General features: G+C 65.1%; 35 protein-coding genes. 17 read left to right on the forward strand and 18 right to left on the reverse strand.

Annotation, left to right across the window (positions count from 1 at the left end):
• Nucleotides 1-69: 69 nt before the first annotated feature.
• Genes pgeF through FXB41_RS25500 form a run of 4 tightly spaced genes read right to left on the reverse strand, consistent with a single transcriptional unit; the run spans nt 70 to nt 3,565 of the window.
• On the reverse strand, nt 70-837 hold the full coding sequence (gene pgeF / locus FXB41_RS25485; protein ID WP_219683642.1) for a peptidoglycan editing factor PgeF: 768 nt from the start codon (nt 835-837) through the stop codon (nt 70-72).
• Nucleotides 834-1,952 carry a class I SAM-dependent methyltransferase gene (locus tag FXB41_RS25490; RefSeq protein ID WP_007596817.1) on the reverse strand — a complete coding sequence of 373 codons (1,119 nt, stop codon included), beginning with the start codon at nt 1,950-1,952 and terminating at the stop codon, nt 834-836. Before FXB41_RS25490 ends, pgeF begins: the two co-directional genes overlap by 4 nt.
• Nucleotides 1,953-1,973: 21 nt before the next feature.
• Complete coding sequence (gene lgt / locus FXB41_RS25495) at nt 1,974-2,819, reverse strand: prolipoprotein diacylglyceryl transferase (protein WP_219683644.1); 846 nt, start codon at nt 2,817-2,819, stop codon at nt 1,974-1,976.
• 14 nt (nt 2,820-2,833) lie between these two features.
• Complete coding sequence (locus FXB41_RS25500) at nt 2,834-3,565, reverse strand: dienelactone hydrolase family protein (protein ID WP_007596814.1); 732 nt, start codon at nt 3,563-3,565, stop codon at nt 2,834-2,836.
• A 169-nt stretch (nt 3,566-3,734) separates the two neighbouring features.
• Between FXB41_RS25500 and FXB41_RS25505 the strand changes: the two genes are divergently transcribed.
• The 4 genes from FXB41_RS25505 (at nt 3,735) to ychF (ending at nt 6,656) form a co-directional block, all read left to right on the forward strand.
• Nucleotides 3,735-3,986, forward strand: coding sequence for an accessory factor UbiK family protein (locus FXB41_RS25505; protein WP_007596812.1), 252 nt, complete (start codon nt 3,735-3,737; stop codon nt 3,984-3,986).
• Nucleotides 3,987-4,169: 183 nt separating this feature from the next.
• Nucleotides 4,170-4,889, forward strand: a complete 720-nt coding sequence (locus tag FXB41_RS25510; RefSeq protein WP_007596810.1) for a 50S ribosomal protein L25/general stress protein Ctc — start codon at nt 4,170-4,172, stop codon at nt 4,887-4,889.
• Between the two features lie 58 nt (nt 4,890-4,947).
• Nucleotides 4,948-5,553 carry an aminoacyl-tRNA hydrolase gene (pth, locus tag FXB41_RS25515; RefSeq protein WP_007596809.1) on the forward strand — a complete coding sequence of 202 codons (606 nt, stop codon included), beginning with the start codon at nt 4,948-4,950 and terminating at the stop codon, nt 5,551-5,553.
• Between the two features lie 5 nt (nt 5,554-5,558).
• Nucleotides 5,559-6,656, forward strand: a complete 1,098-nt coding sequence (gene ychF / locus FXB41_RS25520; RefSeq protein WP_007596807.1) for a redox-regulated ATPase YchF — start codon at nt 5,559-5,561, stop codon at nt 6,654-6,656.
• A gap of 120 nt (nt 6,657-6,776) precedes the next feature.
• On the opposite strand, the gene FXB41_RS25525 is transcribed toward ychF, so the two are convergent.
• Nucleotides 6,777-7,073 carry a DUF4282 domain-containing protein gene (locus tag FXB41_RS25525; RefSeq protein WP_018453524.1) on the reverse strand — a complete coding sequence of 99 codons (297 nt, stop codon included), beginning with the start codon at nt 7,071-7,073 and terminating at the stop codon, nt 6,777-6,779.
• A 178-nt stretch (nt 7,074-7,251) separates the two neighbouring features.
• On the opposite strand from FXB41_RS25525, the gene FXB41_RS25530 reads away from it, so the two are divergent.
• The 3 genes from FXB41_RS25530 (at nt 7,252) to FXB41_RS25540 (ending at nt 8,531) form a co-directional block, all read left to right on the forward strand.
• The gene (locus FXB41_RS25530; RefSeq protein WP_219683739.1) at nt 7,252-7,704 is read left to right on the forward strand and encodes a MaoC family dehydratase; all 453 of its coding nucleotides are present in this window, start codon (nt 7,252-7,254) and stop codon (nt 7,702-7,704) included.
• Nucleotides 7,704-8,186, forward strand: a complete 483-nt coding sequence (locus FXB41_RS25535) for a MaoC family dehydratase (RefSeq protein WP_219683646.1) — start codon at nt 7,704-7,706, stop codon at nt 8,184-8,186. Before FXB41_RS25530 ends, FXB41_RS25535 begins: the two co-directional genes overlap by 1 nt.
• Before the next feature lie 198 nt (nt 8,187-8,384).
• Nucleotides 8,385-8,531 (forward strand): hypothetical protein, encoded by a 147-nt coding sequence (locus FXB41_RS25540; protein WP_007596790.1) that lies wholly within the window; start codon nt 8,385-8,387, stop codon nt 8,529-8,531.
• A gap of 41 nt (nt 8,532-8,572) precedes the next feature.
• On the opposite strand, the gene FXB41_RS25545 is transcribed toward FXB41_RS25540, so the two are convergent.
• From FXB41_RS25545 to FXB41_RS25565, 5 genes are all read right to left on the reverse strand, one after another.
• Nucleotides 8,573-8,710, reverse strand: coding sequence for a hypothetical protein (locus FXB41_RS25545; protein WP_007614812.1), 138 nt, complete (start codon nt 8,708-8,710; stop codon nt 8,573-8,575).
• A gap of 266 nt (nt 8,711-8,976) precedes the next feature.
• On the reverse strand, nt 8,977-9,399 hold the full coding sequence (locus FXB41_RS25550) for a hypothetical protein (RefSeq protein WP_007596788.1): 423 nt from the start codon (nt 9,397-9,399) through the stop codon (nt 8,977-8,979).
• A gap of 315 nt (nt 9,400-9,714) precedes the next feature.
• On the reverse strand, nt 9,715-10,632 hold the full coding sequence (locus FXB41_RS25555) for a hypothetical protein (RefSeq protein ID WP_219683648.1): 918 nt from the start codon (nt 10,630-10,632) through the stop codon (nt 9,715-9,717).
• 214 nt (nt 10,633-10,846) lie between these two features.
• A complete protein-coding gene (locus tag FXB41_RS25560) occupies nt 10,847-11,287 on the reverse strand; it encodes a nuclear transport factor 2 family protein (protein WP_219683650.1) in 441 nt (146 codons plus the stop codon).
• A gap of 213 nt (nt 11,288-11,500) precedes the next feature.
• Nucleotides 11,501-11,953: a nuclear transport factor 2 family protein gene (locus tag FXB41_RS25565; protein ID WP_007596785.1), complete on the reverse strand. Its 453-nt coding sequence runs from the start codon at nt 11,951-11,953 to the stop codon at nt 11,501-11,503.
• 283 nt (nt 11,954-12,236) lie between these two features.
• Here FXB41_RS25565 and FXB41_RS25570 point away from each other — a divergent pair, with 283 nt between their 5' ends.
• The 4 genes from FXB41_RS25570 to FXB41_RS25585 all read left to right on the forward strand — a co-directional run bounded on the left by FXB41_RS25570 (nt 12,237) and on the right by FXB41_RS25585 (nt 13,625).
• Nucleotides 12,237-12,479 carry a hypothetical protein gene (locus FXB41_RS25570; RefSeq protein WP_063993925.1) on the forward strand — a complete coding sequence of 81 codons (243 nt, stop codon included), beginning with the start codon at nt 12,237-12,239 and terminating at the stop codon, nt 12,477-12,479.
• Nucleotides 12,480-12,575: 96 nt separating this feature from the next.
• Entirely contained in the window at nt 12,576-12,755 is a 180-nt protein-coding gene (locus tag FXB41_RS25575) for a hypothetical protein (RefSeq protein ID WP_219683651.1), read from the forward strand.
• Nucleotides 12,756-12,865: 110 nt separating this feature from the next.
• Nucleotides 12,866-13,252 carry a hypothetical protein gene (locus FXB41_RS25580; protein ID WP_219683653.1) on the forward strand — a complete coding sequence of 129 codons (387 nt, stop codon included), beginning with the start codon at nt 12,866-12,868 and terminating at the stop codon, nt 13,250-13,252.
• A 7-nt stretch (nt 13,253-13,259) separates the two neighbouring features.
• Nucleotides 13,260-13,625, forward strand: a complete 366-nt coding sequence (locus FXB41_RS25585) for a hypothetical protein (RefSeq protein ID WP_219683654.1) — start codon at nt 13,260-13,262, stop codon at nt 13,623-13,625.
• Nucleotides 13,626-13,693: 68 nt separating this feature from the next.
• Here the strand turns inward: FXB41_RS25585 and uvrB are convergent, their stop codons facing one another.
• The 4 genes from uvrB to FXB41_RS25605 form a co-directional block, all read right to left on the reverse strand.
• On the reverse strand, nt 13,694-16,693 hold the full coding sequence (gene uvrB / locus FXB41_RS25590; RefSeq protein ID WP_219683655.1) for an excinuclease ABC subunit UvrB: 3,000 nt from the start codon (nt 16,691-16,693) through the stop codon (nt 13,694-13,696).
• Between the two features lie 125 nt (nt 16,694-16,818).
• On the reverse strand, nt 16,819-17,049 hold the full coding sequence (locus FXB41_RS25595) for a hypothetical protein (protein ID WP_007596779.1): 231 nt from the start codon (nt 17,047-17,049) through the stop codon (nt 16,819-16,821).
• A 57-nt stretch (nt 17,050-17,106) separates the two neighbouring features.
• Nucleotides 17,107-17,334, reverse strand: a complete 228-nt coding sequence (locus tag FXB41_RS25600) for a hypothetical protein (protein WP_007596778.1) — start codon at nt 17,332-17,334, stop codon at nt 17,107-17,109.
• 315 nt (nt 17,335-17,649) lie between these two features.
• Complete coding sequence (locus FXB41_RS25605) at nt 17,650-18,567, reverse strand: LysR substrate-binding domain-containing protein (protein WP_219683656.1); 918 nt, start codon at nt 18,565-18,567, stop codon at nt 17,650-17,652.
• Nucleotides 18,568-18,693: 126 nt separating this feature from the next.
• Here FXB41_RS25605 and FXB41_RS25610 point away from each other — a divergent pair, with 126 nt between their 5' ends.
• The 3 genes from FXB41_RS25610 (at nt 18,694) to FXB41_RS25620 (ending at nt 20,512) form a co-directional block, all read left to right on the forward strand.
• Complete coding sequence (locus FXB41_RS25610) at nt 18,694-19,473, forward strand: sulfite exporter TauE/SafE family protein (RefSeq protein ID WP_219683658.1); 780 nt, start codon at nt 18,694-18,696, stop codon at nt 19,471-19,473.
• Nucleotides 19,470-19,700 (forward strand): hypothetical protein, encoded by a 231-nt coding sequence (locus tag FXB41_RS25615; protein WP_018453537.1) that lies wholly within the window; start codon nt 19,470-19,472, stop codon nt 19,698-19,700. Before FXB41_RS25610 ends, FXB41_RS25615 begins: the two co-directional genes overlap by 4 nt.
• A 116-nt stretch (nt 19,701-19,816) precedes the next feature.
• Entirely contained in the window at nt 19,817-20,512 is a 696-nt protein-coding gene (locus tag FXB41_RS25620; protein WP_219683661.1) for a glutathione S-transferase family protein, read from the forward strand.
• A 160-nt stretch (nt 20,513-20,672) separates the two neighbouring features.
• On the opposite strand, the gene FXB41_RS40990 is transcribed toward FXB41_RS25620, so the two are convergent.
• Nucleotides 20,673-20,864: a cysteine-rich CWC family protein gene (locus FXB41_RS40990; protein ID WP_007596767.1), complete on the reverse strand. Its 192-nt coding sequence runs from the start codon at nt 20,862-20,864 to the stop codon at nt 20,673-20,675.
• A 114-nt stretch (nt 20,865-20,978) separates the two neighbouring features.
• On the opposite strand from FXB41_RS40990, the gene FXB41_RS25625 reads away from it, so the two are divergent.
• From FXB41_RS25625 to hmuQ, 3 genes are all read left to right on the forward strand, one after another.
• On the forward strand, nt 20,979-22,568 hold the full coding sequence (locus tag FXB41_RS25625) for a DUF1800 domain-containing protein (RefSeq protein WP_219683663.1): 1,590 nt from the start codon (nt 20,979-20,981) through the stop codon (nt 22,566-22,568).
• A gap of 2 nt (nt 22,569-22,570) precedes the next feature.
• Nucleotides 22,571-23,788 carry a DUF1501 domain-containing protein gene (locus FXB41_RS25630; RefSeq protein WP_219683664.1) on the forward strand — a complete coding sequence of 406 codons (1,218 nt, stop codon included), beginning with the start codon at nt 22,571-22,573 and terminating at the stop codon, nt 23,786-23,788.
• A 78-nt stretch (nt 23,789-23,866) separates the two neighbouring features.
• Nucleotides 23,867-24,190, forward strand: a complete 324-nt coding sequence (hmuQ, locus tag FXB41_RS25635; RefSeq protein ID WP_007596764.1) for a heme-degrading protein HmuQ — start codon at nt 23,867-23,869, stop codon at nt 24,188-24,190.
• 18 nt (nt 24,191-24,208) lie between these two features.
• Here hmuQ and FXB41_RS25640 read toward each other — a convergent pair whose 3' ends face one another.
• The 3 genes from FXB41_RS25640 to FXB41_RS25650 form a co-directional block, all read right to left on the reverse strand.
• Nucleotides 24,209-25,150, reverse strand: a complete 942-nt coding sequence (locus FXB41_RS25640) for an aldo/keto reductase (RefSeq protein ID WP_219683666.1) — start codon at nt 25,148-25,150, stop codon at nt 24,209-24,211.
• A 276-nt stretch (nt 25,151-25,426) separates the two neighbouring features.
• Entirely contained in the window at nt 25,427-25,882 is a 456-nt protein-coding gene (locus FXB41_RS25645) for a GNAT family N-acetyltransferase (RefSeq protein ID WP_007596758.1), read from the reverse strand.
• A gap of 65 nt (nt 25,883-25,947) precedes the next feature.
• Nucleotides 25,948-26,760 carry a PAS-domain containing protein gene (locus FXB41_RS25650; RefSeq protein WP_219683668.1) on the reverse strand — a complete coding sequence of 271 codons (813 nt, stop codon included), beginning with the start codon at nt 26,758-26,760 and terminating at the stop codon, nt 25,948-25,950.
• Nucleotides 26,761-26,845 lie beyond the last annotated feature (85 nt).

A 26,845-nucleotide genomic window follows, 5' to 3' on the forward strand; every position in this document is an offset into this window, starting at 1 on the left:
GGGGGCGCCACAGCCCACTGTCATCGCGCGCAGGCATAGCCCCGGAATGACACGGGGTTGCCTTTGTGTTCACGCTTCGAGCGCGATCGCGTGAACGTGGCGGCCGTAATCCGGCTCCTTGCGATGCACCGAGCGGCGGTAGCTGAAGAAGCGTTCGTCGGCGTAGGTGTCCAGACCGAGATCGTCGATCATCAGGATGCCCGCGGCTTCCAGACGCTTGCGGATGAAGCCGGCGAGGTCGAACATCGCGTGTCCCTCGCGCACCGACGGGATGAAAAACATCGTGTTGTCCGCATCCGCCTCGATGAAGCGCGCCACGAACTCGTTGCCGACTTCATAACTGTCCTGGCGGATCAGCGGGCCGATCGCGGCGATGATGCCGCTCCGCGAGGCGCCGAGTTTTTCCATCGCTGAAATGGTCTGCTCCAGCACGCCGGTGAGCGCGCCCTTCCAGCCGGCATGCGCGCCGCCGATCACGCCCGCATTGGGGTCGACGAACAGCACGGGCCCGCAGTCGGCGGTGGAGACGCCGAGCGCGATGCCGGGCACCTTCGTCACCAGCGCATCGCCCTTCGGTCGCGGCCCGCTCGGCCACGGAGCGTCGGCCACTAGCACGTCGGGCGAATGGATCTGGTGCAGGCTGAGAAAGCGTTCCGGCGCGACGCCGACATGCTCGGCCATGCGGCGGCGGTTCTCCGCGACAAGGGCCTGATCGTCGTTGGAGCCGAGCCCGCCGTTAAGCGCGGAATAGATGCCGCCCGAGACGCCGCCCTCGCGGGTGAAGAAGGCGTGGCGCAGGCCGGGCACCGCTGAGAGCAGCGAGGAGGCAAGCGTCATGAATGGTCTCCGGCGCGTTCGAGATCGCTCAGTCCCGCAAGGCCCGTCAAGCGCGGCTCAGAGATGCCGAGCACCTTGAACATCGAACCCATGCCGCTGCGCCCGGTTTCAGTCAGGCGCTTGAGCGCGATCGAAATGTCGGTGGCAACGTCGGGCGCCGCCTTCTGCATCAAGGCGGCGGCACGGGTCTCGATGCCGACGCGCTTGAGGAAATCGCCCTGCGTCACCGGCCCGTGCACGCGGGCGCCCACGTCCTCCGCCCCGCGCGCGAGCGCCTGGAAGTCGACATGGGCCGTGACGTCGGCTTGGCCCGGCGCCTTCAGGGGATCGGTGAAGGTGTGGCGCGCGATCGCCTGGAAGGTGTCGCCGGCATCGCTGCGCAGATGGCCGTAATCGATGATCAGCGCCGCGCCGTCCTGGTCGCGCACGCGGCTGGCGAGCTTCATAATCTCGGCATCGGGCCGCCACTCGAACACGGCCCCGACGGGCGCGGCGCGCACCAGAGGCGGCAGCAGCACCTCGAAGCGTGGGGTCGGCTCGGCCGCCGCGCCGAATTGAAGTTTTCCGTTGGCGTCCACCTCGATCACGCGCTCGTGCCAGCCGTTCTCGTGACGGACCATCTGGTGGATCGGCAGCACGTCGAAATATTCGTTGGCGAGAATGATGCTCGGTCCGTCCGGCACGTCGTCGATGCTGTCGTGCCAGGCAATGTTGCGCACGCCCGACAGCGTCGCACTCTGCCGCTCGCGCAGGACCGGATTGACCTCGACCATGTGGATGTGGAGCGCCTGGTAGAGCGGCGGCAGCACGCGGAGCGCACGCAGCGCATCGGCCATCATGGTGCCGCGGCCAGGACCGAGCTCGATCAGCCGCAGGAATTGCGGCGAGCCCATCTGCTTCCACACCGAGGCGGTCCATAGGCCCAACAGCTCGCCGAACATCTGGCTGACCTCGGGCGCGGTGGTGAAGTCGCCTTCTCGTCCCAACGGATCGCGCGAGACGTAATAGCCATAGCGCGGATGCATCAGGCACAGTTCCATGTACCGCCAGACCGGCATGGGGCCTGAGGATTTGATCAGCGCCTTGATCTCGTCGAGTAACGGCTGGTCGGTCACGGCCTATCTTCTCAAAAGGAATTAACGAATAGCCCTTGCGGGCTCGGGCGCACCGCGCCTCACTGCCAATACAATAAGTATGCCGCCCACAATAAGCATCGGAATCGACAACAGCATGCCCATGGTTAATCCGCCCCAGAGGAAGCCGAGCTGGACGTCCGGTTCACGGAAATGCTCGCCGGCGATCCGGCTCAGACCATAGATCAGGATGAACGCGCCGAGGATCATGCCCGGCCGCTTCAGGGCGCCGAAGCGGATCATGATCGCGAGCACCGTGAACAGCAAAATGCCCTCCATGCCGGCCTCGTAGAGCTGGCTCGGATGACGCGGCAGTTGGGTGGGATCGTTGGGGAAGATCATCGCCCAGGGCAGCTCCGGCCCGGCGGTGCGGCCCCACAATTCGCCATTGATGAAATTGGCGATGCGGCCGAGCAGCAGCCCGACCGGGGCGACGGCGGTGGTGATGTCGCCGAGCGACAGGATCGAGATGCGGTTGCGATAGGCGAACCACATCACCGCGACGACGCAGCCGAGGAAGCCGCCGTGGAAGGACATGCCGCCTTCCCACAGCCTGAAGATCGCGGCGGGATGGTCGATGAAGAAGGGCAGATTGTAGAACAGCACATAGCCGGTGCGGCCGCCGAGGATGATGCCGAGCGTGACCCACAGAATGAAGTCGTCGATCTGCACCAACGACATCGGCGCCGGGCCGCCCCACAGCCGCTCTTTCTTCAGGAGCGAGCGCGCATAGAGCCAACCGAACACGATGCCGCAGATATAAGCCAGCGCATACCAGCGGATCGCGAACGGACCGATCTCGATCGCGATCGGCTTGAAGGCGGGAAAGTCGATGAGCAGAAAGGGCATCGCGCCTTCTATGTCTAGACGAGATTGCGGCGATAGAGCGCCAGCAGACGCTCCCAATGCCGCTCGGCGGCGTCGCGGTGATAGACCGGACGCTTGGGGAAGGCGAAGCCGTGATGGGTGTCGGGATAGATCTCGACTTCGGCTTTGGCGCCGCTCATGCCCTGCTTCACCTGCTCGATGATCTCGGCCGGTGCGTAGATGTCGGTCTCGGCGCAGGCGAAGTAGAGTTCGGCCTTGGTCTTGGCGGCCGCGAGATGCGGGCTGTCGTCCTGGTCGGTTGCGAGTTGCGTGCCGTAGACCGAGGCAGCGGCTTTGACGCGATCGGGAAAATGCGTGGCGGCGTTGATCGCGTAGCGGCCGCTCATGCAGTAACCGACAGTGCCGATCAGTTTGGTGTTCGCGGCCGCCTGGCCCTCGGCATAGGTCAGCAGCGCCCGCGTGTCGTCCATGATCATGGGGATCGTGAGCGATCCCATCAGCGCAAACATGCGCTTGCGTTCCGGAGCGTTCGGATCGGCCGGCAGCGCGCCGAGCTCCATCACGCCGGAACGGTAATAGAGGTTCGGCAGCATCACGTAATAACCCGATGTCGCGAGCCGGCGTGCCATGTCGCGCAGCTCCTCGCGGATCGCCGGCGCGTCCATGTAGAACAGGACGACCGGAAACGGCCCGCCGCGTTCGGGATGGCTGATGAAGGTTGCGGTGTGACCGTCCTTGGTGGGGATCGCGATCTGCTGGTCGATCATCTCGAGCGCCTTTTGTGATTCTTCTTATGCAGGGACGTTGAATACGATTGCAAGGAAACCGGGGCATGACAAGGATACCGCCGATCGGCCCTTGAACCGGCCCAATCGGATTGCCATTGTCTCCCCGCGCGTTCGCGCAGAGTTCATCGAAAGCCGCCAGGAGACCGACATGACCCAGACCAACAACCGGTTTTTCGACGAGATCGGCCGCCTGATGAACGATGCCGCCGGTGCCGCGCAGGGCGTCAAGCGCGAGTTCGACACGGTGATGCGCACCCAGGCCGAAAAATTCCTGCGCGACATGGACCTCGTCAAGCGCGAGGAGTTTGAGGCGGTCAAGGACATGGCGCGCCTGGCGCGTGAGGAGAACGAGGCTCTGAAGGCGCGCATCGCGGCGCTGGAGGCCAAGCTCGGCGGCTAACTCCGCCGGCTCCATCCGGGCGATCCGGTTCCGCCCACCAGCCCATTCTCCTTGTCATTTCCGCGTCTTCCGGGTAAAAGCCCGCCACGTCCGCAGCCCCCGCACCCCTGGAGGCTTGCTGCGGCGTATGCCATGGGCCGCGTTGCGGCCCATTAACTTTTGCAAAAACAAGGACTTAACGTTATGGCGACCGTCAAGGAATTGAAGGCGACCGCACGTCCGAAGAGCGGCAAGGGGGCCGCCCGGGCTGAGCGTCGCGCCGGGAGAGTGCCCGGAGTGATCTATGGCAACAACCAGCCCCCGCTGACCATCTCGGTTGACGATCGCGAACTGCGCTCGCGCATCCTCGCCGGCCGGTTCCTGACCACGCTGGTCGACATCGACCTCGAAGGCAACAAGCACCGCGTGATTCCGCGCGACTACCACCTCGATCCGGTCAAGGACTTCCCGATCCACGTCGACTTCATGCGGCTCGGCGAAGGCGCCACCATCCGCATCAGCGTTCCCTTGCACGTGGTGAAGGCTGAAGGTTCGCCCGGCGTGAAGCGCGGCGGCGCCGTGAACATCGTTGCGCACGCGATCGAGCTCGAGTGCGGCGTGGAGAACATCCCGCAGTTCATCGAGGCCGACGTCGGTTCGCTCGAGATCGGCCACTCGCTGCATCTCTCCGACATCAAGCTGCCGGCCGGCGTGAAGGCGCTGACCTCCGAGGACGCGACCCTCGTCACCATCGTGCCGCCGTCCGGCTACGCCGAAGAGCAGAAGGCTGCGGCTGCTGCTCCGGCTGCGGGTGCTGCTGCTCCGGCGGCTGGTGCTGCTCCGGCTGCGGGTGCTGCTGCTCCGGCAGCGGCTGCCAAGGCCCCGGCTGCCAAGGCCCCCGCCGGCGGCGACAAGAAGAAGTAATCTCTCAAAGCTGGCGCGCGGTCCCTGACCGCGCGCCGAGCGAGGGGCGCGCCGCGTCATGCGACTGTTTGTTGGGCTCGGCAATCCCGGCCCGAAATTCGCACGTAACCGGCACAATGTCGGCTTCATGGCCGTCGACGAGATCGCGCGGCGTCATGGGTTCGCACCCTGGCGCCGCAGGTTTCAGGGCGAGACCTCGGAAGGCACGCTCGGCACCGAGCGCGTGATCCTGCTCAAGCCGATGACCTACATGAACGAGTCCGGCCGCAGCGTTCAAGAAGCGGCAAGCTTCTTCAAGATCGCGCCGGGCGACGTCACCGTATTCCATGACGAACTCGAACTGCCGCCGGGCAAGGTGCGGGTGAAGATCGGCGGCGGCATCGCCGGCCACAATGGCCTGCGCTCGATCTCCGCCCATATCGGCAACGACTACCGCCGGGTGCGGCTCGGCATCGGTCATCCCGGCGTGAAGGAATTGGTGCACGGCCACGTGCTGTCGGACTTCGCCAAAGCGGACAACGACTGGGTGGCGACGCTCTGCGACGCGGTGGCCGAGCACGCGGCACTGGTTGCCAAGGGCACGGACGCGACTTTCGCCAACAGGGTGCACCTCGCCATGCAGGCGAAGGGATTTTTGACCAAGGACGACAACGGCAAGGATTAACGCTCGTGGGATTTAAATGCGGGATCGTCGGATTGCCCAATGTCGGCAAATCGACCTTGTTCAACGCGCTGACCGAGACGGCCGCGGCGCAGGCGGCGAACTATCCGTTCTGCACGATCGAGCCGAATGTCGGCGAGGTCGCTGTGCCGGATCCGCGGCTCGATAAGCTCGCAGCGATCGCCAAGTCGGGCCAGATCATCCCGACCCGGCTGACCTTCGTGGACATCGCCGGCCTCGTGCGCGGCGCGTCCAAGGGTGAAGGCCTCGGCAACCAGTTCCTCGCCAACATCCGCGAGGTCGACGCCATCGCGCATGTCGTGCGCTGCTTCGAGGATTCCGACATCACCCATGTCGAGGGCAAGATCGCCCCGCTCGCCGACATCGAGACCATCGAGACCGAACTGATGCTCGCCGATCTCGACAGCCTCGAAAAGCGCGTCGACAATTTGGCCAAGAAGGCCAAGGGCAACGACAAAGACGCCAAGGAGCAGCTCGACCTCGTCAATCGCACCCTGGTGCTGCTGCGCGAGGGCAAGCCCGCGCGTCTCGTCGAGCGCAAGGCCGAGGAGGAGCGCGCCTTCGGCATGCTGGGCCTGCTGTCGTCCAAGCCCGTGCTCTACGTCTGCAACGTCGAGGAAGGCTCGGCCGCATCAGGCAATTCGTTCTCGAAGGCGGTGCAGGACCAAGCCGCCAAGGAAGGCGCCATCGCCGTCGTCATCTCGGCAAAAATCGAATCCGAGATCGCCACCATCTCACGTGACGAACGCGCCGACTTCCTGGAGACGCTGGGTCTCGAAGAGGCCGGCCTCGATCGCCTGATCCGCGCCGGCTACACGCTGCTCGACCTCATCACCTATTTCACGGTGGGCCCGAAGGAAGCGCGCGCCTGGACCATCTATCGCGGCACCAAGGCGCCGGGCGCGGCCGGTGTGATCCACACCGACTTCGAGAAGGGGTTTATCCGCGCCGAGACCATTGCGTATGAAGACTACGTCGCGCTCGGCGGCGAAGCCGGCGCCCGCGATGCCGGCAAGCTCCGCCTCGAAGGCAAGGAATACGTCGTCGCCGACGGCGACGTGATGCATTTCAGGTTCAATACGTAAGATCTGGATAGGTTCGTAGGGTGTGTTAGCGCAGCGTACCCCACCATGCTTCCTCGTTTGCGGAACGAAGTTGGTGGGTTATGCCTTCGGCTAACCCACCCTACGGCACCTGCGCTTGCCTCACCGCACCCCGCCGCCCTGATCCCTGATCGCGCCGAGATGCTCGTTGATGCGGAAGATGATCAGGATCAGCTCGGCGAGAATGCGCGAGAACACGATTCCGACGACGACGCTGGCGATCGACGACAGCAGCATCAGGAAGCCGCCGAACGGGCTGATCGCCATCATTGCGAGGCCGGAGAAGATGCCAGAGAGGCCGAACAGGCAGATCAGCGCGATCACCAGCCAGTAGAAGGTCTTGATGATCGTCGGCGTGATAAAGCGGTCCCATTGAAACAGATCGCTGAATGAAAACATTGCTCTCCCCAGGGCAATTCGGGTGTTGTCGGGCCTTGCAAATGGATCGTGGCCCCTGATCGATCCGACTCAAGACCGACGCCGGCGCGCCGAATGTAGCACGAGCCATGCGGGCCGGCGGGTTGAGATTGCCGCAAAGTGCGGCCACAATCTGTCATTTCCTCAAACCTTTCCCAAGATGACCCTGACCTTCGAAGATTTCCCGCCCGGCCGGTTCGGAACATTCGGCCCGCGCCATGTCACGCGCGACGAGATCGTGGCCTTTGCCGCCGAGTTCGATCCGCAGCCGATGCACCTCGACGAGGAGGCCGCCAGCAAGAGCATGCTGCGGGGCCTGTCCGGCTCGGGCTGGCATCTCTGTTCGCTGATGATGCGGATGATGGCCGACGGTTTCATTACCCGCGCCGCTTCGCTGGGATCTCCCGGCGTCGACGAAGTGCGGTGGTTGTCGCCCTTGAGGCCAGGCGACGACCTCATGCTCGATGTCGATGTCGTGGAGGCCCGCACCTCGAAGAGCCGCCCGGAGCTCGGCATCGTCAAGTTCAAATGCACCGTGCGTAACGCCAGGGGTGATGCGCTGTGCGAGATGACGTCGCCGATCCTGATCAAGCGGCGCGAGGGGGCGGTCTGATGCCGTTTTTCGAGGAGATCGAGATTGGGCATCGCCGCGAGATCGGCGCCTATACGTTCACGGCGGAGTCGATCAAGACATTCGCCGCAAAGTTCGATCCGCAGCGTTTTCACCTCGACGAGGAGGAGGGCAAGAACTCCTTGTTTGGCGGGCTCGCGGCCTCGGGCTGGCATGTCGGCTCGGCCTGCATGAGCCTGCTTGTCGCCGACGGCCAGCGTCTGGCGCGGGAAGCCGTTTCGCGCGGCGAGGAGGTCGCGGTGTGGGGCCCGTCGCCCGGCTTTCGCGATTTGCGCTGGATCAGGCCGGTGCTCGCCGGCGACATCGTCACCTACGTCAACGTCGTCATCGACAAACGCAGCTCCGCCTCGCGACCCGGCTGGGGCATCCTGACCGCGCGCACCACCGGCACCAACCAGCGAGGCGAGGACGTCTACGCCATCACCGCAACGGCCTTCGTGCCGATGCGTGCGAACGGCGGTTAGATTCGTTCCAGGATGAACGGCGAAAACAGCGTGCGAGTGTTGCTTCCGCGCTATGGACGCGATTCCGGGGGGCTGCCATAAGCCTGCGCAACATGGTTTTCCCGCGAAGCAGTGTGCGGAACCATCGAGTTGCTAACCAATTATGAACCTGTCGCTGTCTATTTGAACGAACTGGGCAGAGTACAGGGGACGAGGACCATGGCAGACCGCGGCGCACTCAAGCTGGTCGGATTCATCTTTGCTACCGCGACGCTGGCCGTGATGCTGGTCGCCGGCATGGTGGTGAAGGGCTATGCCGACGGCGCCTACACCCTGGAAGCCTCGACCGTGGAAGCCGCCCGGTAAGATTTCGTTAACTCCGCGGGGCCGCAACGCGGCCTCCGCCCTCAGCGGCTATAGACGAACGCCAATATCGCGATCGCAACCGCCAGCAATCCGACAAAACGCAGCATGATCGTGCCGAACTGGTTCGGCGCGGGCCGCAGCGGTATCGGGTCGGTGGTGTCGGGCCGAATGCTTTCCATGACATGTCCCCGGGCCCGCCGCGATGGCAGGAGCGCTTGGCGTTAGTCGTCGGGTGGCGGTGGGGGGTTCAAAACCCTCCGCTGTCATGCCCCGCGAAAGCGGGGGCATCCAGTACGCCGCGGCGTCTCGGTAGCACATCACCGCCTCTGGAATACTGGATCATCCGCCTTCGCGGATGATGACGTTACATTGAGGGTGCCCCCCAGACTCAAAACCGCCGCGCCCCTTTCGGAACGCGGCGGCCGGTGATGCGTGATGTCAGCGATCAGCTGTTGCGCAGGCCGTCGGCGGCGCGCTTCCACTGCGAGACGTTGTCGGCGATCATGCGGGTCGACTTCATCGCGGCCTGGCTGAGCTGGGCGTAGCCGGAGATCTCGCGCTGGACGCGCTGGCCTTCGGCGTGGAGCAGGTCGCGCAGGCTCTCAAGCTCGGAGATCAGATTCTCGATCTCGGCGAGCGAGGTGCCGGCGACGCGCTGGATCAGCGAGTTGACGTTGGTGACGGTGGCCTCCGCGCTCGGATCGAGCGGCGGCGCGTCCGTGGCGGTCGCTGCCGGACGGCGCAGATAGGCGATGTCGTTGCGGACGAAGTCACGGATGCCGGCTTCGACTTCCGTCACGGCGGCGAGGTTGGTGTCGATGGTCTCGGTCTCGGTGGTTTCGGTCTTTTCCGGACGCATGGCGTTCATCGTTATTCCCCTGTTCGCGTTGAGCGCAGCGCGAGTGTCCCCCGCACGACGACGTCAGCCTGGGACTAGGGCGTCGGATTTTGGCCGCAACTTGGCCGAGGTGCGGCAAGGGCGGTCCATTCGGGGGCTTTGCCGTGGCGTATGGTTACGGAAGTCTGAACGCGGCCGCACCGGCGAACTTTGTAGCTCCTCATGGTGAGGAGCGCGAAGCGCGTCTCGAACCATGCAGGCCCAACTGTAGCAGCGGGGGCCTCGATCCTTCGAGACGCGCGCAAGAGCGCGCTCCTCAGGATGAGGAGAAAGATTAGCGCCCAACTACCAGCTCTTCTTGAAACCCGCCGTCAGGCTCTTGTTGATCGCCCCTTGCGAGGTTTCGCCGACCGAGCCGGAGACGGTGACGTTGTCGAACAGCTTTTGCTCGGCGCCGACCTTGCGCAGCCATTTGTCGTCGGTGGTCGACAGCGACTGGCCCGCGGTGATGCTGGTGCCGGTGTCGGTGAGAGTGACCTTGGCCGACTGCTCGGTCTCGTAATTCCGCGTGATGTGACCGCCGACTCCGGGGAGCGCCGTGGTGCCCTGCTGGTTGACGCTGTAGCCGTTCTGGAGCGTCAGCGACGTGTCGCCCGATAGCGGCACCGATTTGATCAGCGCCGCCCCGAGTTTGCTCTGTTCGGCGCCGGGATCGACGCGGGCCTCCACCGCGGTCTTGTCCCAGATCGCGCCTGCGCCCGGCGCGGTCGCAGCCGCCCAGGCGCTGCCGGACGATTGAGGCACGTTGCCGCCATTGGTGGCCTTCTGTGCCAGCAGCTCGGACATCGTCCGCGGCTCGCTCGTCACCGTCATGTCGGCGCCGATGCGGGCGTCCCAGAATGAGGATACCGACTGCTTCACCGTCACGGCCGAGGTGCCGTTGGCGTTGGCGTTCGTCGCCCAGTTCAGCCCGTCCTTGGCGGCGGCCTGCGCGCGCTTCTTGGCGGCGATGATGTCGTTGAGCGTCCCGGCGTCGATCGCGAGCTGGCCCCAGTCGAGCTTGTCGACGTCGATGCCGCTCAGCACGTCGGGATCGTTGACATCAGGGGCCTCCGCCGTCTCGGCCTCGTCGTCGGGCGCTGCGGCCGGGCCGGGGGAGAAGGGCGGAATGATCTGCGCCGACACCGTCAGCACCGATCCCAAGATGAAAGCGGCCGCCAGCATCGGCAGCCTGGTCAAGCCAAACCCTGTCGAGAATTCCATCGTCCTGCCCGTCAGCCCAGTTCTCGCCGAGGATGCGGAACCATCGTCGCGAAATTGTGGCGGCTCCATCAAGCGCGAACCAACGGGCCGCGCGAAAGGCGCGCGCCCCATGACGAGCTTCTCCACGATTGCATCCGGCGGGGCTGGAGGCCAGGACGCGTCGCGGGGAGCATCAGCCATCGGTCCCGAAGTGCGGGGCCCGTTGGTGTTCCGTTCAGCCGACGCCGGTCATCTTCGGCAGATGAATGGCGCGGCCGAGTGCCTGCTCGACCAGATCGAACGTGTCGATCAGCACGCGCATGCTGGTGAGTTTGCCTGCCCTGAACTGGGCGAACTGCGCCACTCGCAAGCTGATCGGCTTGTTGGAATCCAGCGCGGTCAGCGAATAGCGCAGCATCGAGGCGGCGGAATCGACGCCGAGCATGATGCTCTCGCGGTCGAAGCGGCGGACCTCGAAATTGTCGGCGAGTTGGTGGATGACATCGAGCACGGCATCCTTGCCCTGGCGCGCGCCGAGGAACGGAAACATGTCGATCGGGCCGTAGAGCGCCCACTCGACGTCCTCGTCGATCAGGGCCTCGATGTCCTCGAAATGCCGGTCGTTGATCGCGCGGTGCAATGCGCGCGAGAAACGCCAGAGGCTGTGCTCTGTCATTTTGGGCAGTCCTGAAGCTGGCTTGCAAAAACAAAAATCAACCCCAGCGCACAGAAATGGTGCCGCGGGGTCGCTCAACTCATTTGTATACGAACAAAATACGCCAATTCGGCCAAAACGCAATTCACGTTTTCGCAATGCACAATTGATCCCGGCGTGTGAGATTTACAATAGGAGCCCGTATTTTCCCGGTCCGGGCCGGTTTGGAGAGAGCTAGCCCCCGTCCACCCGCTCGCCCACGATCAGCGGGCCGATCTCACGTTCCAGCACCTGCTGCACCAAGTCGTAGGAATCGATGATCTCGCGGATCTGCGCCACCTGGCCGTTGCGGAAAGTGTAGAATATGGCCATGTCGACCTGAATGATGCGGTCGTGGCTGCGCTTCCTGAAGAACACGCGCAGATAGGCCGCGACCGTGTCGCCTTCGGCGACGATCTGCGGCACCTCGTAGCGGATTTCGGCGTATCGCTCCTGCACGGTGCGCCAGAATTCGCCGAGCTCCTTCTTGCCGTGGCAGGGGCCCATGTGCGGCAGCACGTCGATCGGCGCGTGGGTGAGAAAATCGACGTCGTCGGTGCAGCACGACAGCGCGGCCTCGAGATCGCTGCGCCCGATGGCGTCGAGCAGGTGCAGCACGCGCTGGCGATTGAGCTTCTCGACCGTCATTCCGCCCGTCCTCATTGGCCGTGTGGAGTTTGCGCAAAGCTAACGCGCGGCTTCGGACACCGGCAATCCGCAAAACCACAGGGGATGTTGCAGACGATTTGACGCGCAAACGCAATGCCAGGTTCATGACTGCAACTGGCGGTTGAGTTACCGTGCGCCTACACGAATTCGCACGGCGTTCGGCTGCATGGGCTCGCGCTGCCCAACGCGCGGCAGCGAACACGGGAACAGGGACGGGTCCGTGCCCGTTGAGATTGCGACACCGATCCGGAGACATCGATCCATGAAATCCCTTGCCGCCATCGCCGCCGCACTTCTCATCTGTGGCGCGACCTCCGCCGCCAACGCCAAGGGCTGCATCAAGGGCGCCGTCGTCGGCGGCGTCGCCGGCCACTATGCCGGCCATCACGGCGTCCTCGGCGCCGCCGCCGGCTGCCTCTACGGCCGCCACCATGCCAAGGAGCAGCAAGAGCAGGAGAGGCAGCGACAACAGCAGAGCCAGGTCAACGGCCAGGGCAAGCTGTAACGGCACGGAAAACTGTGCTCCCGCCGTCTTCTATCCGGCATGCTTCGATGGTAAATTCCATTCGCGAACGCTGGGATTGAACCAGGCGAGGGAACGATGGACGTCGGGAAGTCCTTGTGGGGTTTAGTCCTCGCAATCCTGTTCCTGTATTTCGTCGTCGCTTTTCTGGGGAAGGCTTCCCGTTCTGCGGGCGTCAAATACAATTGGATCGGCGTCTTGCTGTCATTCTCGACGATCGGCCTCGCCATCTATCTCGTTTTCTTTCGCCAGCTTTGAGCCTGTCCCGGCTGCCTCACGTCCCGGGCTCTGGGCCGGGCGTGAGCCAGCTCACATCGCGCGCTTTCCCCTGTGGCTATCGTCCTCCCCATGTCATCAGGGAGCGTGCCATGGCCGCCATCGCCAGAGTCAGAAAGTCCAGCCTGTACAACGCGATCGAAGGCCTCGCGCTGACCGCGACGCTGCAGAGCTTCCCGACCTTCGCCGCCGCCGCCTTCCTGCTCAAGCTGGTCGGCAATCACGACCTGGTCGGCGATCCCGGCGTCGCCATCTTCGTCGCCATCGCCTCACTCGCCCATGCGCTGCTTGCGGTGACCTTCGGGCCGAGCTTCCCGACATTCTTCAAGACCGTCTACGAACCGAAGTTCTTCGAGGCCCATCTGTCGCTCGCCGAAAAAATCACGGCATGGCGCACCCAGCCGGTCGCCTCGCTGCAACTGATGACGATCGTGCTGCTGCTGTCGGTGATGGCGGTGGTGACGGCGAGCGTGGGGTGAGCGCATCATGCCCTTCATCACCGCGTCGAAATCCGGCCCGCTCAACTGGCTCGAAGGCTTTGCGCTCACCACGATCCTTCAAGGTTTTCCGATCTTCGCCGCGGCGTCGCTGATGGTAAAACTCCTGGGACATGACCGCGGTGGCAATCATGTCCTCACCATCGCGATGGCGTCGATCTTCTACAGCTGTCTCGCCATCTGGGCGGGATCGACATTCCCGGGATTTGCAAAAAACGCCTACGAACCGCTGTTCTTCGACGCCAGCCTGTCCTTCTCCGACAAGATCGCCTGCTGGCGCGCCAAGCCCGCGACGTCGATGCAGCTGGTGGCGTCAGTGCTGCTGCTGTCGCTGCTGGCGGCAAGCGTGGGGTGAGTGCGCGTTCTCATCATTCTCGGATGCCGCCATCAATAACCATGGGCGGCGCCGGCGCTCCGCGCCCCCTATCTCTTCTTCCAACCACCTCTATGCCCCGGCGCCCCTCCGCTCGACCGCGGCGATGGCCCAAACTCCGGGCCTGACTGCCGCGAATCCGTCGGCTGGATGATGCGGCTTTCGCCGCCGAACGGTTTTGAGGGCAGCGCGCGGTCGCCCCGATACGGCAACGACTCCGGGCCGTGCATCTCGTCGAGATGCGGCTTGTGGATTCGCGAGCCCTTGCTGCCGCTCGCCTTGAGCGCCGTGGCAGCGCTCTTGTTCTTCAGCGCGCTGACCGGCAGGTTAGCGGCGTCGCCGTATTTCTTCGCGCCCGCATAGGCGCCGGCTTTACCCTGCACCGTGCGCTGCTTGACGGTGGGATCGTCGACCACCGCGAGCTCGGTGGCGCGCAGGCGCTTGACCTCGTCGCGCAGCCGCGCGGCTTCCTCGAAGTTCAGATCGGCGGCGGCCTCGCGCATCCTTGTTTCGAGATCGCCGAGCACGGCCTCGAAATTGTGGCCGATCGAGATGACGTCGTCGGTCATGTCATGGCCGCCGATCTCGACCAGCACATGATCGCGCTCGTAGACGCTGTTCATGATGTCGCCGATCGACTTCTTGATGCTCTCCGGCGTGATGCCATGCGCCGTGTTGTACTCGACCTGCTTCTCGCGGCGGCGGTCGGTTTCGGCGATGGCGCGCTCCATCGAGCCCGTCATCTGGTCGGCATAGAGGATCACCTTGCCGTCGACGTTGCGCGCGGCGCGGCCGATGGTCTGGATCAGCGAGGTCTCGCTGCGCAAAAAACCTTCCTTGTCGGCGTCGAGGATCGCAACCAGCGCGCATTCGGGAATGTCGAGGCCTTCGCGCAGCAAATTGATGCCGACCAGCGCGTCGAACGCGCCGAGGCGCAGATCGCGGATGATCTCGATGCGCTCGATGGTGTCGATATCGCTGTGCATGTAGCGGACGCGAATGCCCTGCTCATGCAGATATTCGGTGAGGTCCTCCGCCATGCGCTTGGTCAGCACCGTGATCAGCGAGCGATAGCCGGCCTTCGCGGTGGCGCGGACCTCGCCGACGAGGTCGTCGACCTGGGTGCGGGCCGGGCGGATGTTGACGGGAGGATCAATCAGACCGGTGGGGCGGATCACCTGCTCGACGAACACGCCGCCGCTCTCGTTGATCTCCCAGGCGCTGGGCGTGGCGGAGACCGCGATCGTCTGCGGCCGCATCATGTCCCATTCCTCGAAGCGCAGCGGGCGGTTGTCCATGCAGGAGGGCAGGCGGAAGCCATATTCGGCGAGCGTCGCCTTGCGGCGGAAGTCGCCGCGGAACATGCCGCCGATCTGGGGAACGGTGACGTGGCTCTCGTCGGCGAACACCAGCGCGTTGTCGGGCACATATTCGAACAGCGTCGGCGGCGGCTCGCCGGGCAGGCGCCCGGTGAGATAGCGCGAATAGTTTTCGATGCCGGCGCAGCTTCCGGTCGCCTCCATCATCTCGAGGTCGAACGTGGTGCGCTGCTCCAGCCGCTGCGCTTCCAGCAGGCGGCCCTGGTCGTGGAGCTGGTCGAGCCGCATCTTCAATTCGGATTTGATCGACTTGATCGCCTGCACCAGCGTCGGGCGCGGCGTCACATAGTGGGAGTTGGCGTAGATCTTGATGAATTCGAGCTCGTCCTGCTTGTGGCCGGTGAGCGGGTCGAACTCCTCGATGGTCTCGACGGTGTCGCCGAACAGGTTCACGCGCCAGGCGCGGTCTTCATAGTGCGCCGGGAAGATGTCGATGACATCGCCGCGCACACGAAATGTGCCGCGGGTAAAATCGGCCTGGGTGCGCTTGTACTGGAGCGCGACGAGGTCGGCGATGAGCTGGCGCTGGTCGATGCGCTCGCCCTTCTTCAGGGCAAAGGTCATCGCGGTGTAGGTTTCGACTGAGCCGATACCGTAGATGCACGACACCGAGGCAACGATGATGACGTCGTCGCGTTCGAGCAGCGCGCGCGTCGCCGAGTGGCGCATGCGGTCGATCTGCTCGTTGATCGAGGAATCCTTTTCGATGTACGTGTCCGTGCGAGGGACATACGCTTCCGGTTGGTAATAGTCGTAATAGCTGACGAAATACTCGACCGCGTTGTCGGGGAAGAAGCTCTTGAACTCGCCATAGAGCTGGGCGGCGAGCGTCTTGTTCGGCGCCAGGATGATGGCGGGGCGCTGTGTCGCCTCGATCACCTTGGCCATGGTGTAGGTCTTGCCGGAGCCGGTGACGCCGAGCAGCACCTGCGAGCGGTCGTTGCGGTTGATGCCCTCGACCAGCTCGGCGATCGCAGTCGGCTGGTCGCCGCGCGGCTCGTAGTGCGACTTGATCTCGAAGCGCACGCCGCCTTCGGACTTTTCCGGCCGCGGCGGCCGATGCGGGGTCCACACCCTGGTGGAGCCGTCGTCCTTGCGGAACTCCGGCCGTCCCTCGCGGATCAGTGACTCCAGCGCGTCGGCGGTCGCCTTGACGCCGAGCGCCTCCATCTTGCTGCGCGGCGGACGCGCCAGGGCTTCGGCGTCGTCCTCTTCGGTGGGAAGGCCGAGCTGCCGCGCCAGCTCCGGATCGAGCGTCGGGATCGTGGCCGCGGTTCCGTAATTGGCCTGCGGCGCCTCGCCAAGACCTTCGGCCTCTCTGCTCCCTCCCCCCTTGTGGGGGAGGGCCGGGGAGAGGGGTAAGCCGCGAGTCGCGCTGCCCTTTGCGATGTCCTGCGGAAACTCCTTCGGCGTCGAGGCCCGCGCGCGATGCGCGGCGGCCTCGCCTCCGGAGCGGCGGTCGCGCGAATTGTCCGGCGGCGGCTGCAGGCCGGTGCCCGATCCGAGCCCGGCATCGCCGCGATTGATCGCGGGATTGAGCAACTCGGCCAGCGCCGGCCCGATCGGCTGCACGTCCGGGCGGGACGCCTTGGAATTCGGCGCCTTGGCGTTCGGAGCCTTGGTCTTGGGGGATTTGCCGGATTTTTCGGAGGATGCAGGTTTCTTCGCCATGCTCCGAATATGGGGCGAGTCCGCCTCGCAATAAAGAGCGAATGCCCTTCCCGGATCAGACTGCTGACAGCAGGTTGGCAGCAGGCTTGGGATCACGGCAGGCCTTGAGATCCCGGATCTCGCGATTAGGCCGCCGGCGACGGTCCCTCATCGTCCCCGGCTGCCTGATGCGGCTCGAGGATGTCGAGATGGATGCCGCCGCAATCCGTGCAGCGCATGGCCCAATACTCGCTTCCGGCACGGCCGCCGATCACCCGGAGCACGGCGAGATCGCCGTCGCATTCCGGGCAGCTGGACAACACATTGCGGGTGTAAATCCTCGGCCGCGGCGTGTCTTCGAATTCGATGACTGACATGATCGATTGCCCCCTTTGACCCTGCGCCGTTCCTTGGTCGCCTGCAGTCCCGCTCGCTTATTCGTCGTCGCTGTCGTCGGCCCGCCGGCGGAAGCGATCGATGTGATGCTTGGCATGGGCAATGGCGGCATCGGGATCGGGCCAGGCGAAGCCGACTTCCATGGCCGGAAACAGCACGCCGTCGATGGCAACCGGGCTGAAATCGGCACGCCTGATACGGGCGTGCCACAGCCCCTGGCCAGCTTCGAAGGATTCGATGTCAAAGCCGTCGTAGAGGGTCGTCATTGCAGTCCCCAAAATGTTTTGTTCGAGCGCCTTGTTGGAGGGTCAGGGGACCACGTTTGCGGATTTCAGAATGTGAAGCCGTTCACAAGCGGCGGGCTTTTTTGTCTGCGGACCAATGAATTCGGTTCCGCAAACCCGGTGCGCTCCCTCTCCCGCTTGCGGGCGAGGGTTGGGGCGGGGTGTTTCCACAGAGAGATTCCCCAACGTGGAGGGAACCCTCACCCGGCGTTTCGCGCCGACCTCCCCCGCAAGCAAGCGGGAGAGGTGCACCGCATTCCGGGCGCGCGGCTTCAGCAAACCTGTTCGTGTGGATGATCAGTTCCGCGCGCTGGTGCGGCCGGTCCGCCGGGCGGGACGGGCGGCGGGTTCCGACGCCGCGCGCATGATCCAGCGGCGGAACGCGGCAAAGTCGCGCTGCTCGGTCTGGAAGCTGCGATAAAGCAGGTACCAGCGCATGCCCTTGGGCACCGAGAGCTCGAATGGCGCCACCAGCCGGCCGGCGGCGAGATCGTCGTCGATATAGGGCCGAATGCCCATGGCGATGCCGAGCCCGTCGGCGGCAGCCTGAAGCGCCTGACCGTAGAACTGGAACTCCGGTCCCCGCGCGTTGATGCGCGCGAGGTTCGCGGCCTTGAGCCAGATCGGCCAGTCCTCGGGCGAATGCGCGACGCGGATCAGGCTCGGTCCCCTAAGATCGGCCGGGCGCTTCAGCGAGGACGCGAGGCGGGGCACGCAGACCGGTGTGAGGTCGCCGGCGAACAGCGGCTCGGCGACCAGCCCCGGCCAGTCGCCGGTCCCGAGCTGGATGCCGCAGCTCCAGTCCTCGCCGAACGGCACCGACGCGCCGCCGGTGGTGAAGCGCACCTCGATGTCGGGCTCCTCGTTGCGAAACTCCGACAGGCGCGGGATCAGCCAGCGCATCGCAAAGGTGTGGCCGATGCCGATGGTGAGCACGCGGACGCTCGAGGGCGCCGTCACCTGGGCGGTGAGGCTTGCGAGCGCGTCGAAGATCGGCGTCAGCCCGCTCTGGTAGGCGCGGCCCGCCTGCGTGAGAAGCAGCTTGTTGGCCTTGCGCTCGAACAGCGCGACGCCGAGCCGTTCTTCCAGGATGTGCACCATGCGGCTGACCGCCGCCGCCGATACGCTCAGCTCAAGGCCGGCCGCGGCAAAGCTGCCGGCCCGCGCCGCGGCTTCGAATGCCTTGATGCCGTTGAGAAACAGCAAGCGCCGCAAATGACCAACCCTCAGGAAAGCTGATGCCAGGCCAAGATAACTCAGTTTGCGTAGACGGGGCAAGCGGGGCACGTTTCCCTTCGCTTCGCGCCGCGAGCGGGGAGAAGGCCAATCGGAGATTTTTGCGTGACGCCCATCATGATCGCTGCCCTTGGATTGCTGATGGTCGGCACCGCGTTCCTGTCGGGGCTGTTCGGGATGGCGGGAGGGCTGATCCTGATCGGCGTGCTGCTGGCTCTGATGCCGCTGCCGACAGCGATGGTGTTGCATGCGATCACGCAGATGGCCTCGAACGGCTGGCGGGCCTTTCTCTGGCGCGCGCATATCCGCTGGCGGCCGGTCGCGAACTATATGGTCGGCGCCGCCGTCGCGCTTGCGGCGTGGTCGCTCACCCGCTACGTGCCGGACAAGCCGGTCGCGCTACTGCTGCTCGGCATCACGCCGTTCATGGCGCGGCTGCTGCCGCCGAACATCAAGCCGGATCCCGATCGACTCTGGCAAGGCACCGTCTACGGCACGATCTGCATGGGCCTCATGCTGATGACCGGCGTATCGGGGCCGCTGCTCGACACTTTCTTCCTCGGCGGCGATTTCGGCCGGCGCGAGAAGGTGGCGACCAAGGCGATGTGCCAGCTCGTCAGCCATTTCACCAAGCTGATTTATTTCGGCAGCATCATCGACCAGGCGGCGACGCTCGATCCCGTGCTCGCCGGGGTCGCGATCGCGGCGTCCATGCTCGGCACCACGCTGGCGCGGCGCATCCTCGAGGCCATGACCGACCAGCAATTCGTGGCCTGGTCGATGAAGCTGATCACCACTATCGCCTGCTACTATATTGCCTATGGCGGCTGGCTGCTGGTCCGCACGCCCGTGCTGGCCGCCTTCGACAAGGGAGGTTTGCAATGAGCGAGACTGCCGACCCGCTGGTGCTGGACTTCGTCGAATGGGTTGCGCGTGAGCCCCGCGCCTATGCCGAGGTGATCGCGACCTGGAAGACCTCGTGCCCGCGCCTCACCATCTGGGAAGACGCCGCCGACCGCGGCTATGTCGCGCGCGAGACGCTGCCCGGAATGGGGCTGGTGATCGCGGTGACGGAGGACGGCGAGAGACTGCTGCGCACGAACGGGCGCTAGCTCCCGCCACATCCGTCATTGCGAGCGCAAGCGAAGCAATCCAGAATGTTTCCGCGGCGGCAGTCCTGGATTGCTTCGCTTCGCTCGCAATGACGGAATACCGGGAGACCCCTTTCATGTCGTTCAAACTGTTCGAACTTGTCGGCACCGATCCCTCGCGACCGTTCAGCCCGTTCTGCTGGCGCACGCGGATGGCGCTGGCGCACAAGGGCCTTTCGGCGGAAACGCTGCCCTGGCGCTTCACCGAGAAGAGCGCGATCGCGCCGCACGGCTCGGAGAAGGTTCCGGTGCTGCTGCATCACGACCAGCCGGTGGTCGATTCCTGGACGATCGCGAATTATCTTGAGGATCATTTTCCGGACCGTCCGTCGCTGTTCGGCGGCGAGGGCGGCCGCGCCATGGCGCGCATGCTCAATGCCTGGGGCGACATCGCCATCGTCGGCGGCATCTTTCCATTGATCATCGCCGACATTCCGAAGAATCTGGACGCGGTGGACGCCGCCTATTTCCGCCAGTCGCGCGAGGCGCGTTTCGGCAAGAGTCTGGAAGAGGTGATGTCGGGCCGCGATGCCGGCGTGGTCGCCTTCCGCAAATCGCTCGAGCCGATGCGGCAGGCCCTGAAGAAGCAGCCCTTCATCGGCGGCGCCGCACCGAACTATGCCGACTACATCGTGTTCGGTGGTTTTCAGTGGGCGCGCGTGACCAGCCCGTTCAAGCTGCTGGAAGCGGACGACCCGGTCTACGCCTGGCGCGAAAAGCTGCTGGATGGGTTTGATGGAATGGCTCGGAGATCGCCGGGGCACGCGGTGTAGTTGTCGCGAGCTGTCTCTCCTCAGCGTCGTCCTGGCGAAAGCCAGGACCCATACCGCGGAATCTGTCGATGGCGTTCGGTAGACGTTCCGAACGACGAGTCTTCGCCAAACAACTCCGTGGGGTAATGGGTCCTGGCTTTCGCCAGGACGACGCGGAGGATTACGTTGCCTCCGCCGCCTCGCGCAAGCACGCCCGGCACAAACAATCCTCGCCCTTGACCGGCATCGGCAGCCGCGCCGTTTCTTCCGCGCACCAACAGGTGCCCGACAGGTCGCAGCCGAATTCGGCGCCGCAGCGGGAGCAGGCGAGGCGGCGCGGTTCCTGCACTGGAATGTCTTGCGGATTTGTCATGATTTGCGCAAAAGCCGTGCTGTCATTTTCATGTCGGGTTCATCTGCCCCTGCGGTATATTACGCCTCGCGCACGTATCAGGAAAGCGGTTGGCAACGCGCGAAGGACACATCGATGGCCCGCGATTCCCAAGCCGCGCTCGTCGCGCTCAACCGTTTCGGCTTCGGCGCTCGCGGTGGCGCATCCGGCGATCTCATCAACGCCGCCTCCGATCCTCGCGGTTTTGTGAAGGCGGAACTGGCTCGTCCTATCGCTGTGCTGCTGGAGGCGCCGGGCCTGCAATCCACGCCGCAGCTCGGGCAGGCGGTGTTTGCCTATCAGGATCAGGTCAAGCAGGCGCGCGAGGCCGCCGCCAAAGCCGGCGCGCCGGCCGAGGCCCCGTCGCAAGCGCCGGCGGATCAGAAGCCCGGACCGCGCCGCAATCTCTCGCTGAACGCCGTGGCAACCGAGATCGCCGGCCAGATGGCCGAGGCCAAGCCGACTGACAATAAGCCTGCTGACAAGAAGCCGGCGGACGATATGGCGAAGCCGGACACCATGCAGCCCAACGCGGCCGCGCCGGCTGCCGCAAAACCCGCCCCGCAGCCGCTCAACGTCATCCAAAAGACCTTTCGCGCCGAGGCGTTGGCGCGGTTGCAGCGCGCGACCCTGGTCGAGTGCGGCTTCACGGAACGTCTGGTCGTGTTCTGGTCCAACCATTTCTGCATCTCCGCCGGCAAGGGCGAGCTGGCGCGAATATGGGCCGGCGCGTTCGAGCGCGAGGCGATCAGGCCGCATGTGCTCGGGCGTTTCGCCGACATGCTGAAAGCGGTGGAGCAGCATCCGGCGATGCTGTTCTTCCTCGACAACCAGCAATCGCTCGGACCGGACTCGCGCGCGGGCCAGAACCGCAAGCGCGGGCTCAACGAAAATCTCGCGCGCGAGATCATGGAGCTGCATACGCTCGGCGTCGGCGGCGGCTACACGCAGGACGACGTCACCTCGCTCGCGCGCATCATCACCGGCTGGACCTTCGCCGGCCGGCAGGGACAGCTGGGAGCGCCCGGTTCGTTCGTGTTCAACGTCAATGCGCACCAGCCCGGGTCGCAAATGCTGCTCGGCAAGAGCTACGAGCCGACCGGCCTTGCGCAAGGCGAAGCCGCACTCGCGGACATCGCACGTCATCCCTCGACCGCGAACTTCATCGCCACCAAATTCGTCCGCCACTTCGTCGCCGACGATGCGCCGCCGGCGCTGGTGGCGCGATTGCGCGATGTCTTCATCAAGACCGACGGGGATCTCAAGGCGCTCGCAACGGCACTGGTTGATTCCGACGAGGCGTGGAAGGCGCCGCTGACGAAGATGCGCAGCCCCTATGATTTCCTGGTCGCGAGCGGCCGGTTGCTCGCGCGCGTGCCGGAGGATCCCGGCGCCTACCTCAACAACCTCAATCTGCTGGGCCAGCCGCTGTGGTCGCCGGCCGGCCCGAATGGTTTCGCCGACACCAGCGCCGCGTGGGCTGCGCCGGAAGGCATCAAGCTCCGCCTCGACATCGCCGCGCAAATGGGCGCGCGGCTCGGGCCCAACATCGATCCGCTCGATCTGTTGGAATTTGCCGCCGCAGATGCGGCCTCGATCGAAACGCGGCGCACCATCGAACGGGCGGAGTCGCGGCAGCAGGCGCTGGCGCTGCTGTTGATGTCGCCGGAAATGCAGAGGAGATGATGATGATCGACTGCGTCGAGAACCGGCTCCTCACCTCGCGCCGCGGCCTCCTGCTCGGCGGCGCCTCGTTCGCGGCCTGGGCGTACTTGCCGAAATTCGCACGCGCGGCTGACGGCCGCGATCCCAGGCTGATCGTGGTGATCCTGCGCGGCGCGCTCGATGGTCTCTCGACCGTCGCGCCGGTCGGCGATCCCGATTATGCCGGCCTGCACGGGGCGATCGCGCTCACTGCGGACGGCGCCCATCCCGCCATCATGCTCGATGCTTTCTTCGCGCTGCATCCGTCGATGCCTGAGTTCGCACGCATGTATCGCGACAAGCATGCCGCGGTGATCCACGCGGTGGCGACGCCCTATCGCGACCGTTCGCATTTCGACGGCCAGGACGTGCTCGAAAGCGGCTATGCCGGCCCGGGTCGCGTGCAATCCGGCTGGCTCAACCGCGCGCTGGAGGCGCTGCCGCGCGGCGAGCGGGTGTCGAGTGCTCTTGCCGTCGGCCCGACCACGCCGCTGGTGCTGCGCGGCAATGCGCCGACCGTCGGCTGGGCGCCGGTAGCGCTGCCGCAGGCCGATGACGACACCGCGATGCGTCTGGTCGAGCTCTATCGTCACCGCGATCCCGCGCTGGCGGCCGTGCTGTCGCAGGGCCTTCAGCTGGAAAAGGCCGCGAGCGGCGACGACATGAAGCCGAAGCCGGGCAATGCGGTCGCGCAGATGCGCCAGGTCGCGCGTGGCGCCGCAAAACTGATGGCGTCGGACGACGGCCCGCGCATCGCGGCGCTCGCGTTCGATGGCTGGGATACGCACGCCAATGAAGGCGGGCCGGTCGGTCGCCTCGCATTTCTGCTCGGCGGGCTCGACGGCGCGCTCGCCGAATTCGAAAGCGGCTTAGGGGAACGCTGGCGCGACACCGTCGTGGTGGTCGCGACCGAATTCGGCCGCACCGCGCGCATCAACGGCACCGACGGCACCGATCACGGCACGGGAACGATCGCGCTGCTCGCCGGCGGCGCGGTGAAGGGCGGTCGTGTCGTCGCCGACTGGCCAGGTCTCAAGCCCGCCAATCTCTTCGAGGCCCGCGATCTCAAGCCCACCACCGATCTGCGCTCCGTGATCAAAGGCGTGCTGCAGGGCCAGTTCGGCCTGTCCGATCGCGTGCTGGCCGAGACGGTGTTTCCGGACAGTGCGGGAGCACGGCCGATGAAGGGGCTGGTTGCTTAAACTGCGATTCCGGGCCCGCGCCTTGCGGCGCGTCTCGGAATGACGACATGATGAGCCGAACATCAGGAGACCCTTCGCATGTACATCGCCATGAACCGCTTCCGCGTCGCCAAGGGCTCCGAGGCCGCCTTCGAGCAGGTCTGGCTTTCGCGCGATACCCATTTGGACAAGGTGCCGGGTTTCGTCGAGTTTCATCTGCTGCGCGGCCCCGAGCTCGAGGACCACACGCTGTACGCCTCGCACACGGTGTGGGCGAACCATGCGGCGTTTGAGGCCTGGACCAAATCGGATGCTTTTCGTGCCGCGCATGCGCGGGCCGGCGATACCAAGCCGACCTATCTCGGCCATCCCCAGTTCGAGGGCTTCGAGGTGATGCAGACGGTGGGGCGCGGCGCCAAGTAGCGCGCCACGCCGTAACGATCAGCCCAGCGTGATCTTGTCGATCTCCGCCATCTCCTCCGGACTGAGCTTCCAGGCAATCGCCTTCACGTTCTCCTCGACCTGCTCGACGCGGGTGGCGCCGGCAATCACGCTCGACACTTGCGGGCGCGCGGCGAGCCAGAAGAAGGCGAGCTCGAGCATGCTGTGCCCGCGCGCTTTCGCGAATGCCGTGAGCTTCTCGACGATGTCCTCATTGCGCGGCGTGACATAGCGGTCACGCAACGCCGGTACCTTGCCGAAGCGCGTATCGGTCGGGGCGGCCGCGCCGCGCTGGTACTTGCCGGTGAGGAGCCCGCTTGCGAGCGGGAAGAACGGCAGGAGACCGAGCTTGTACTCTTGTGCGGCCGGCAGCAGGTCCTTCTCGATGTCGCGCACCAGCAGGCTGTATTCGTCCTGGCAGGAGACGAAGCGGCTGACATTCATCGCGCGCGCGGTGAATTCGGCCTCCGCCATGCGCCAGGCCGGAAAGTTGGAATTGCCGATGTAGCGCACCTTGCCCTGACGGACGAGATCGTCGAGCGCGCGCAGCGTCTCCTCCATCGGCGTCAGCGGGTCGTAATCGTGCTGCTGATAGAGATCGATGTAGTCGGTCTTGAGCCGCGTCAGGCTCGCCTCGACTGCGTTCATGATGTAGCGGCGCGAAGCGCCCTGCTTGGTTCCGTCGGTCGCCATCGGCTTGGAAAATTTGGTGGCGAGCACGATCTCCTTGCGGCGGTCGCCAAGCACGGTGCCGAGCACCGTTTCCGAACCGCCCATGCCGGCATAGATGTCGGCGGTGTCGAACAGCGTGATGCCGAGATCGAGCGCGCGATGGATCACCTTGCGCGAGGTCTCCAAATCCGTGCGCTGGCCGAAATTGTTGCAGCCGAGCCCGACCGCAGACACGCGCAGGCCGGAGGCGCCGAGATTACGAATTTCCATGGGAGATCCCTGTCGGAGATGGGCAGGGGCTTATTGTGACTGCGGTACGCCGCCGCAGCAAGCCGCGCGCCGCGTTGCTGCCATGCTGACAAGGAACTGCGGACAACGACTGCCGACAAAAAAATGCGGCCCCTGTCAGACGCGGCGACTGACGGGGACCGCTTTGGGGCGCTTGATCGGTGACGGGGGGCTGACCAGACGCAGCTGCAGCCTAGTCCCGCTATGTTACGCGCGGGTGACAGGCAGAGTTATCCACAGGCGTCGCGATCGCGAGGATCAGAAGATCTTGCGATAGACGATGAACCCGGAACGCTCGGCGACCTTGTCGTACAGGCGCTGCGCCGTGACGTTGGTCTCGTGCGTTTGCCAGTACACGCGCGGCGATCCCACGAGCTTTGCGCGCTCGTAGACGCCATGGATCAGCGCCGAGCCGACACCCTTGCCGCGTGCGGCCTCGGTCGTGAACAGGTCCTGCAAATAGCAGGACGGCTCGATCGCGGTGGTGCTGCGGTGAAACAGGTAATTCGTCATCCCGAGCAGGCGGCCGTCGCTCTCGGCGACCAATCCGTGCACCGGCTCATAGGCATCGAAAAAGCGCTGCCATGTCGCGCGCGTGATGTCGGGCGAGAGCGCGGTCGGACCGGAGCGGCCGTAGAAGGCGTTGTAGCCGTCCCACAACGGCAGCCATTGTTCGTAGTCCTGCCTCGTGACGGAGCGAATGGTGAGCGACATATGGATTCCCGCGATCGATGAGGTGTCCTTCATACGTGATGAGGGACGTGCTGATCAATCGCGCATCACTCCGCGAAGCGCAGATACCGGATCAGCTTGCGGCCTGTGGGATCGCGCAGTGAGCGGTAGTAGTCGGCGCGAGACGGCGCATCGGTGTGGCGCACGAGGTCGGTCACGGGCGTGTAGCTCAGCATGCGCCCGCCATCGGGCAGCGCAGCACAGACGAAGCGCAACACCGCGCCATTGCGCAAGGCGATGTCGATCGGCGTGGCATCGCCGATCCGCACCATCTCCATACGCTGTGCGATGAAAGTGCCGAGCTCGTCCTCGGGCAATTCGAACGCGCCGGTGTCGCGGCCATGATACATCAGCGCGATGAACGGCGGCTTGTCGTCGGCGATGTCGTCCGGCACCGCAAAATAATCGCGGAACGCGCGGTTGATGAATTCGGCGCGCGTCTCGGCATCGAGCAGCACGATGCCGATATCGACCTGGTCGAGCGCGGCCGACAGCCGCGCGGCGGTGGCGTGGCTCCGACGTTCGGCGGCAAACGTGCCGAGCAGCCGCTGGCGCATCAGGCCGGTGATGGCTGCGGTGCCCGCGGCCGTCGCGGCCAGGACGCCGAGCCGGATCATATCCGCGATGGTAAAACCTGCAACGCCGTGTCGGCTGAGGAGCAGCAGTGCCGCGCCGATGACGGCGATGGCTGCGCTGGCGACGGCGGAAGCGGGACCCGAGAGCGCGCCGGCGAGCGCCACGATGCAGACGAGCAGCGGCGCGGGCGAGGGAGTGGGGACGAAGCGATCGAAAAACATCGCCAGCAGCAAAGTCGCTGCCGTCAGCGCCGGACCGGAGATCGCACGCCATCCCAACCGCATGGGCCTGTCTCGCTCCTCCCTGAACGCGGTAAGGCGGCAACACTGACTGATTATCGCGCCAGTGCGATGCGGTTTCGCGCGGTGT

It is taken from the genome of Bradyrhizobium canariense (assembly GCF_019402665.1).
GTDB lineage: Bacteria > Pseudomonadota > Alphaproteobacteria > Rhizobiales > Xanthobacteraceae > Bradyrhizobium > Bradyrhizobium canariense.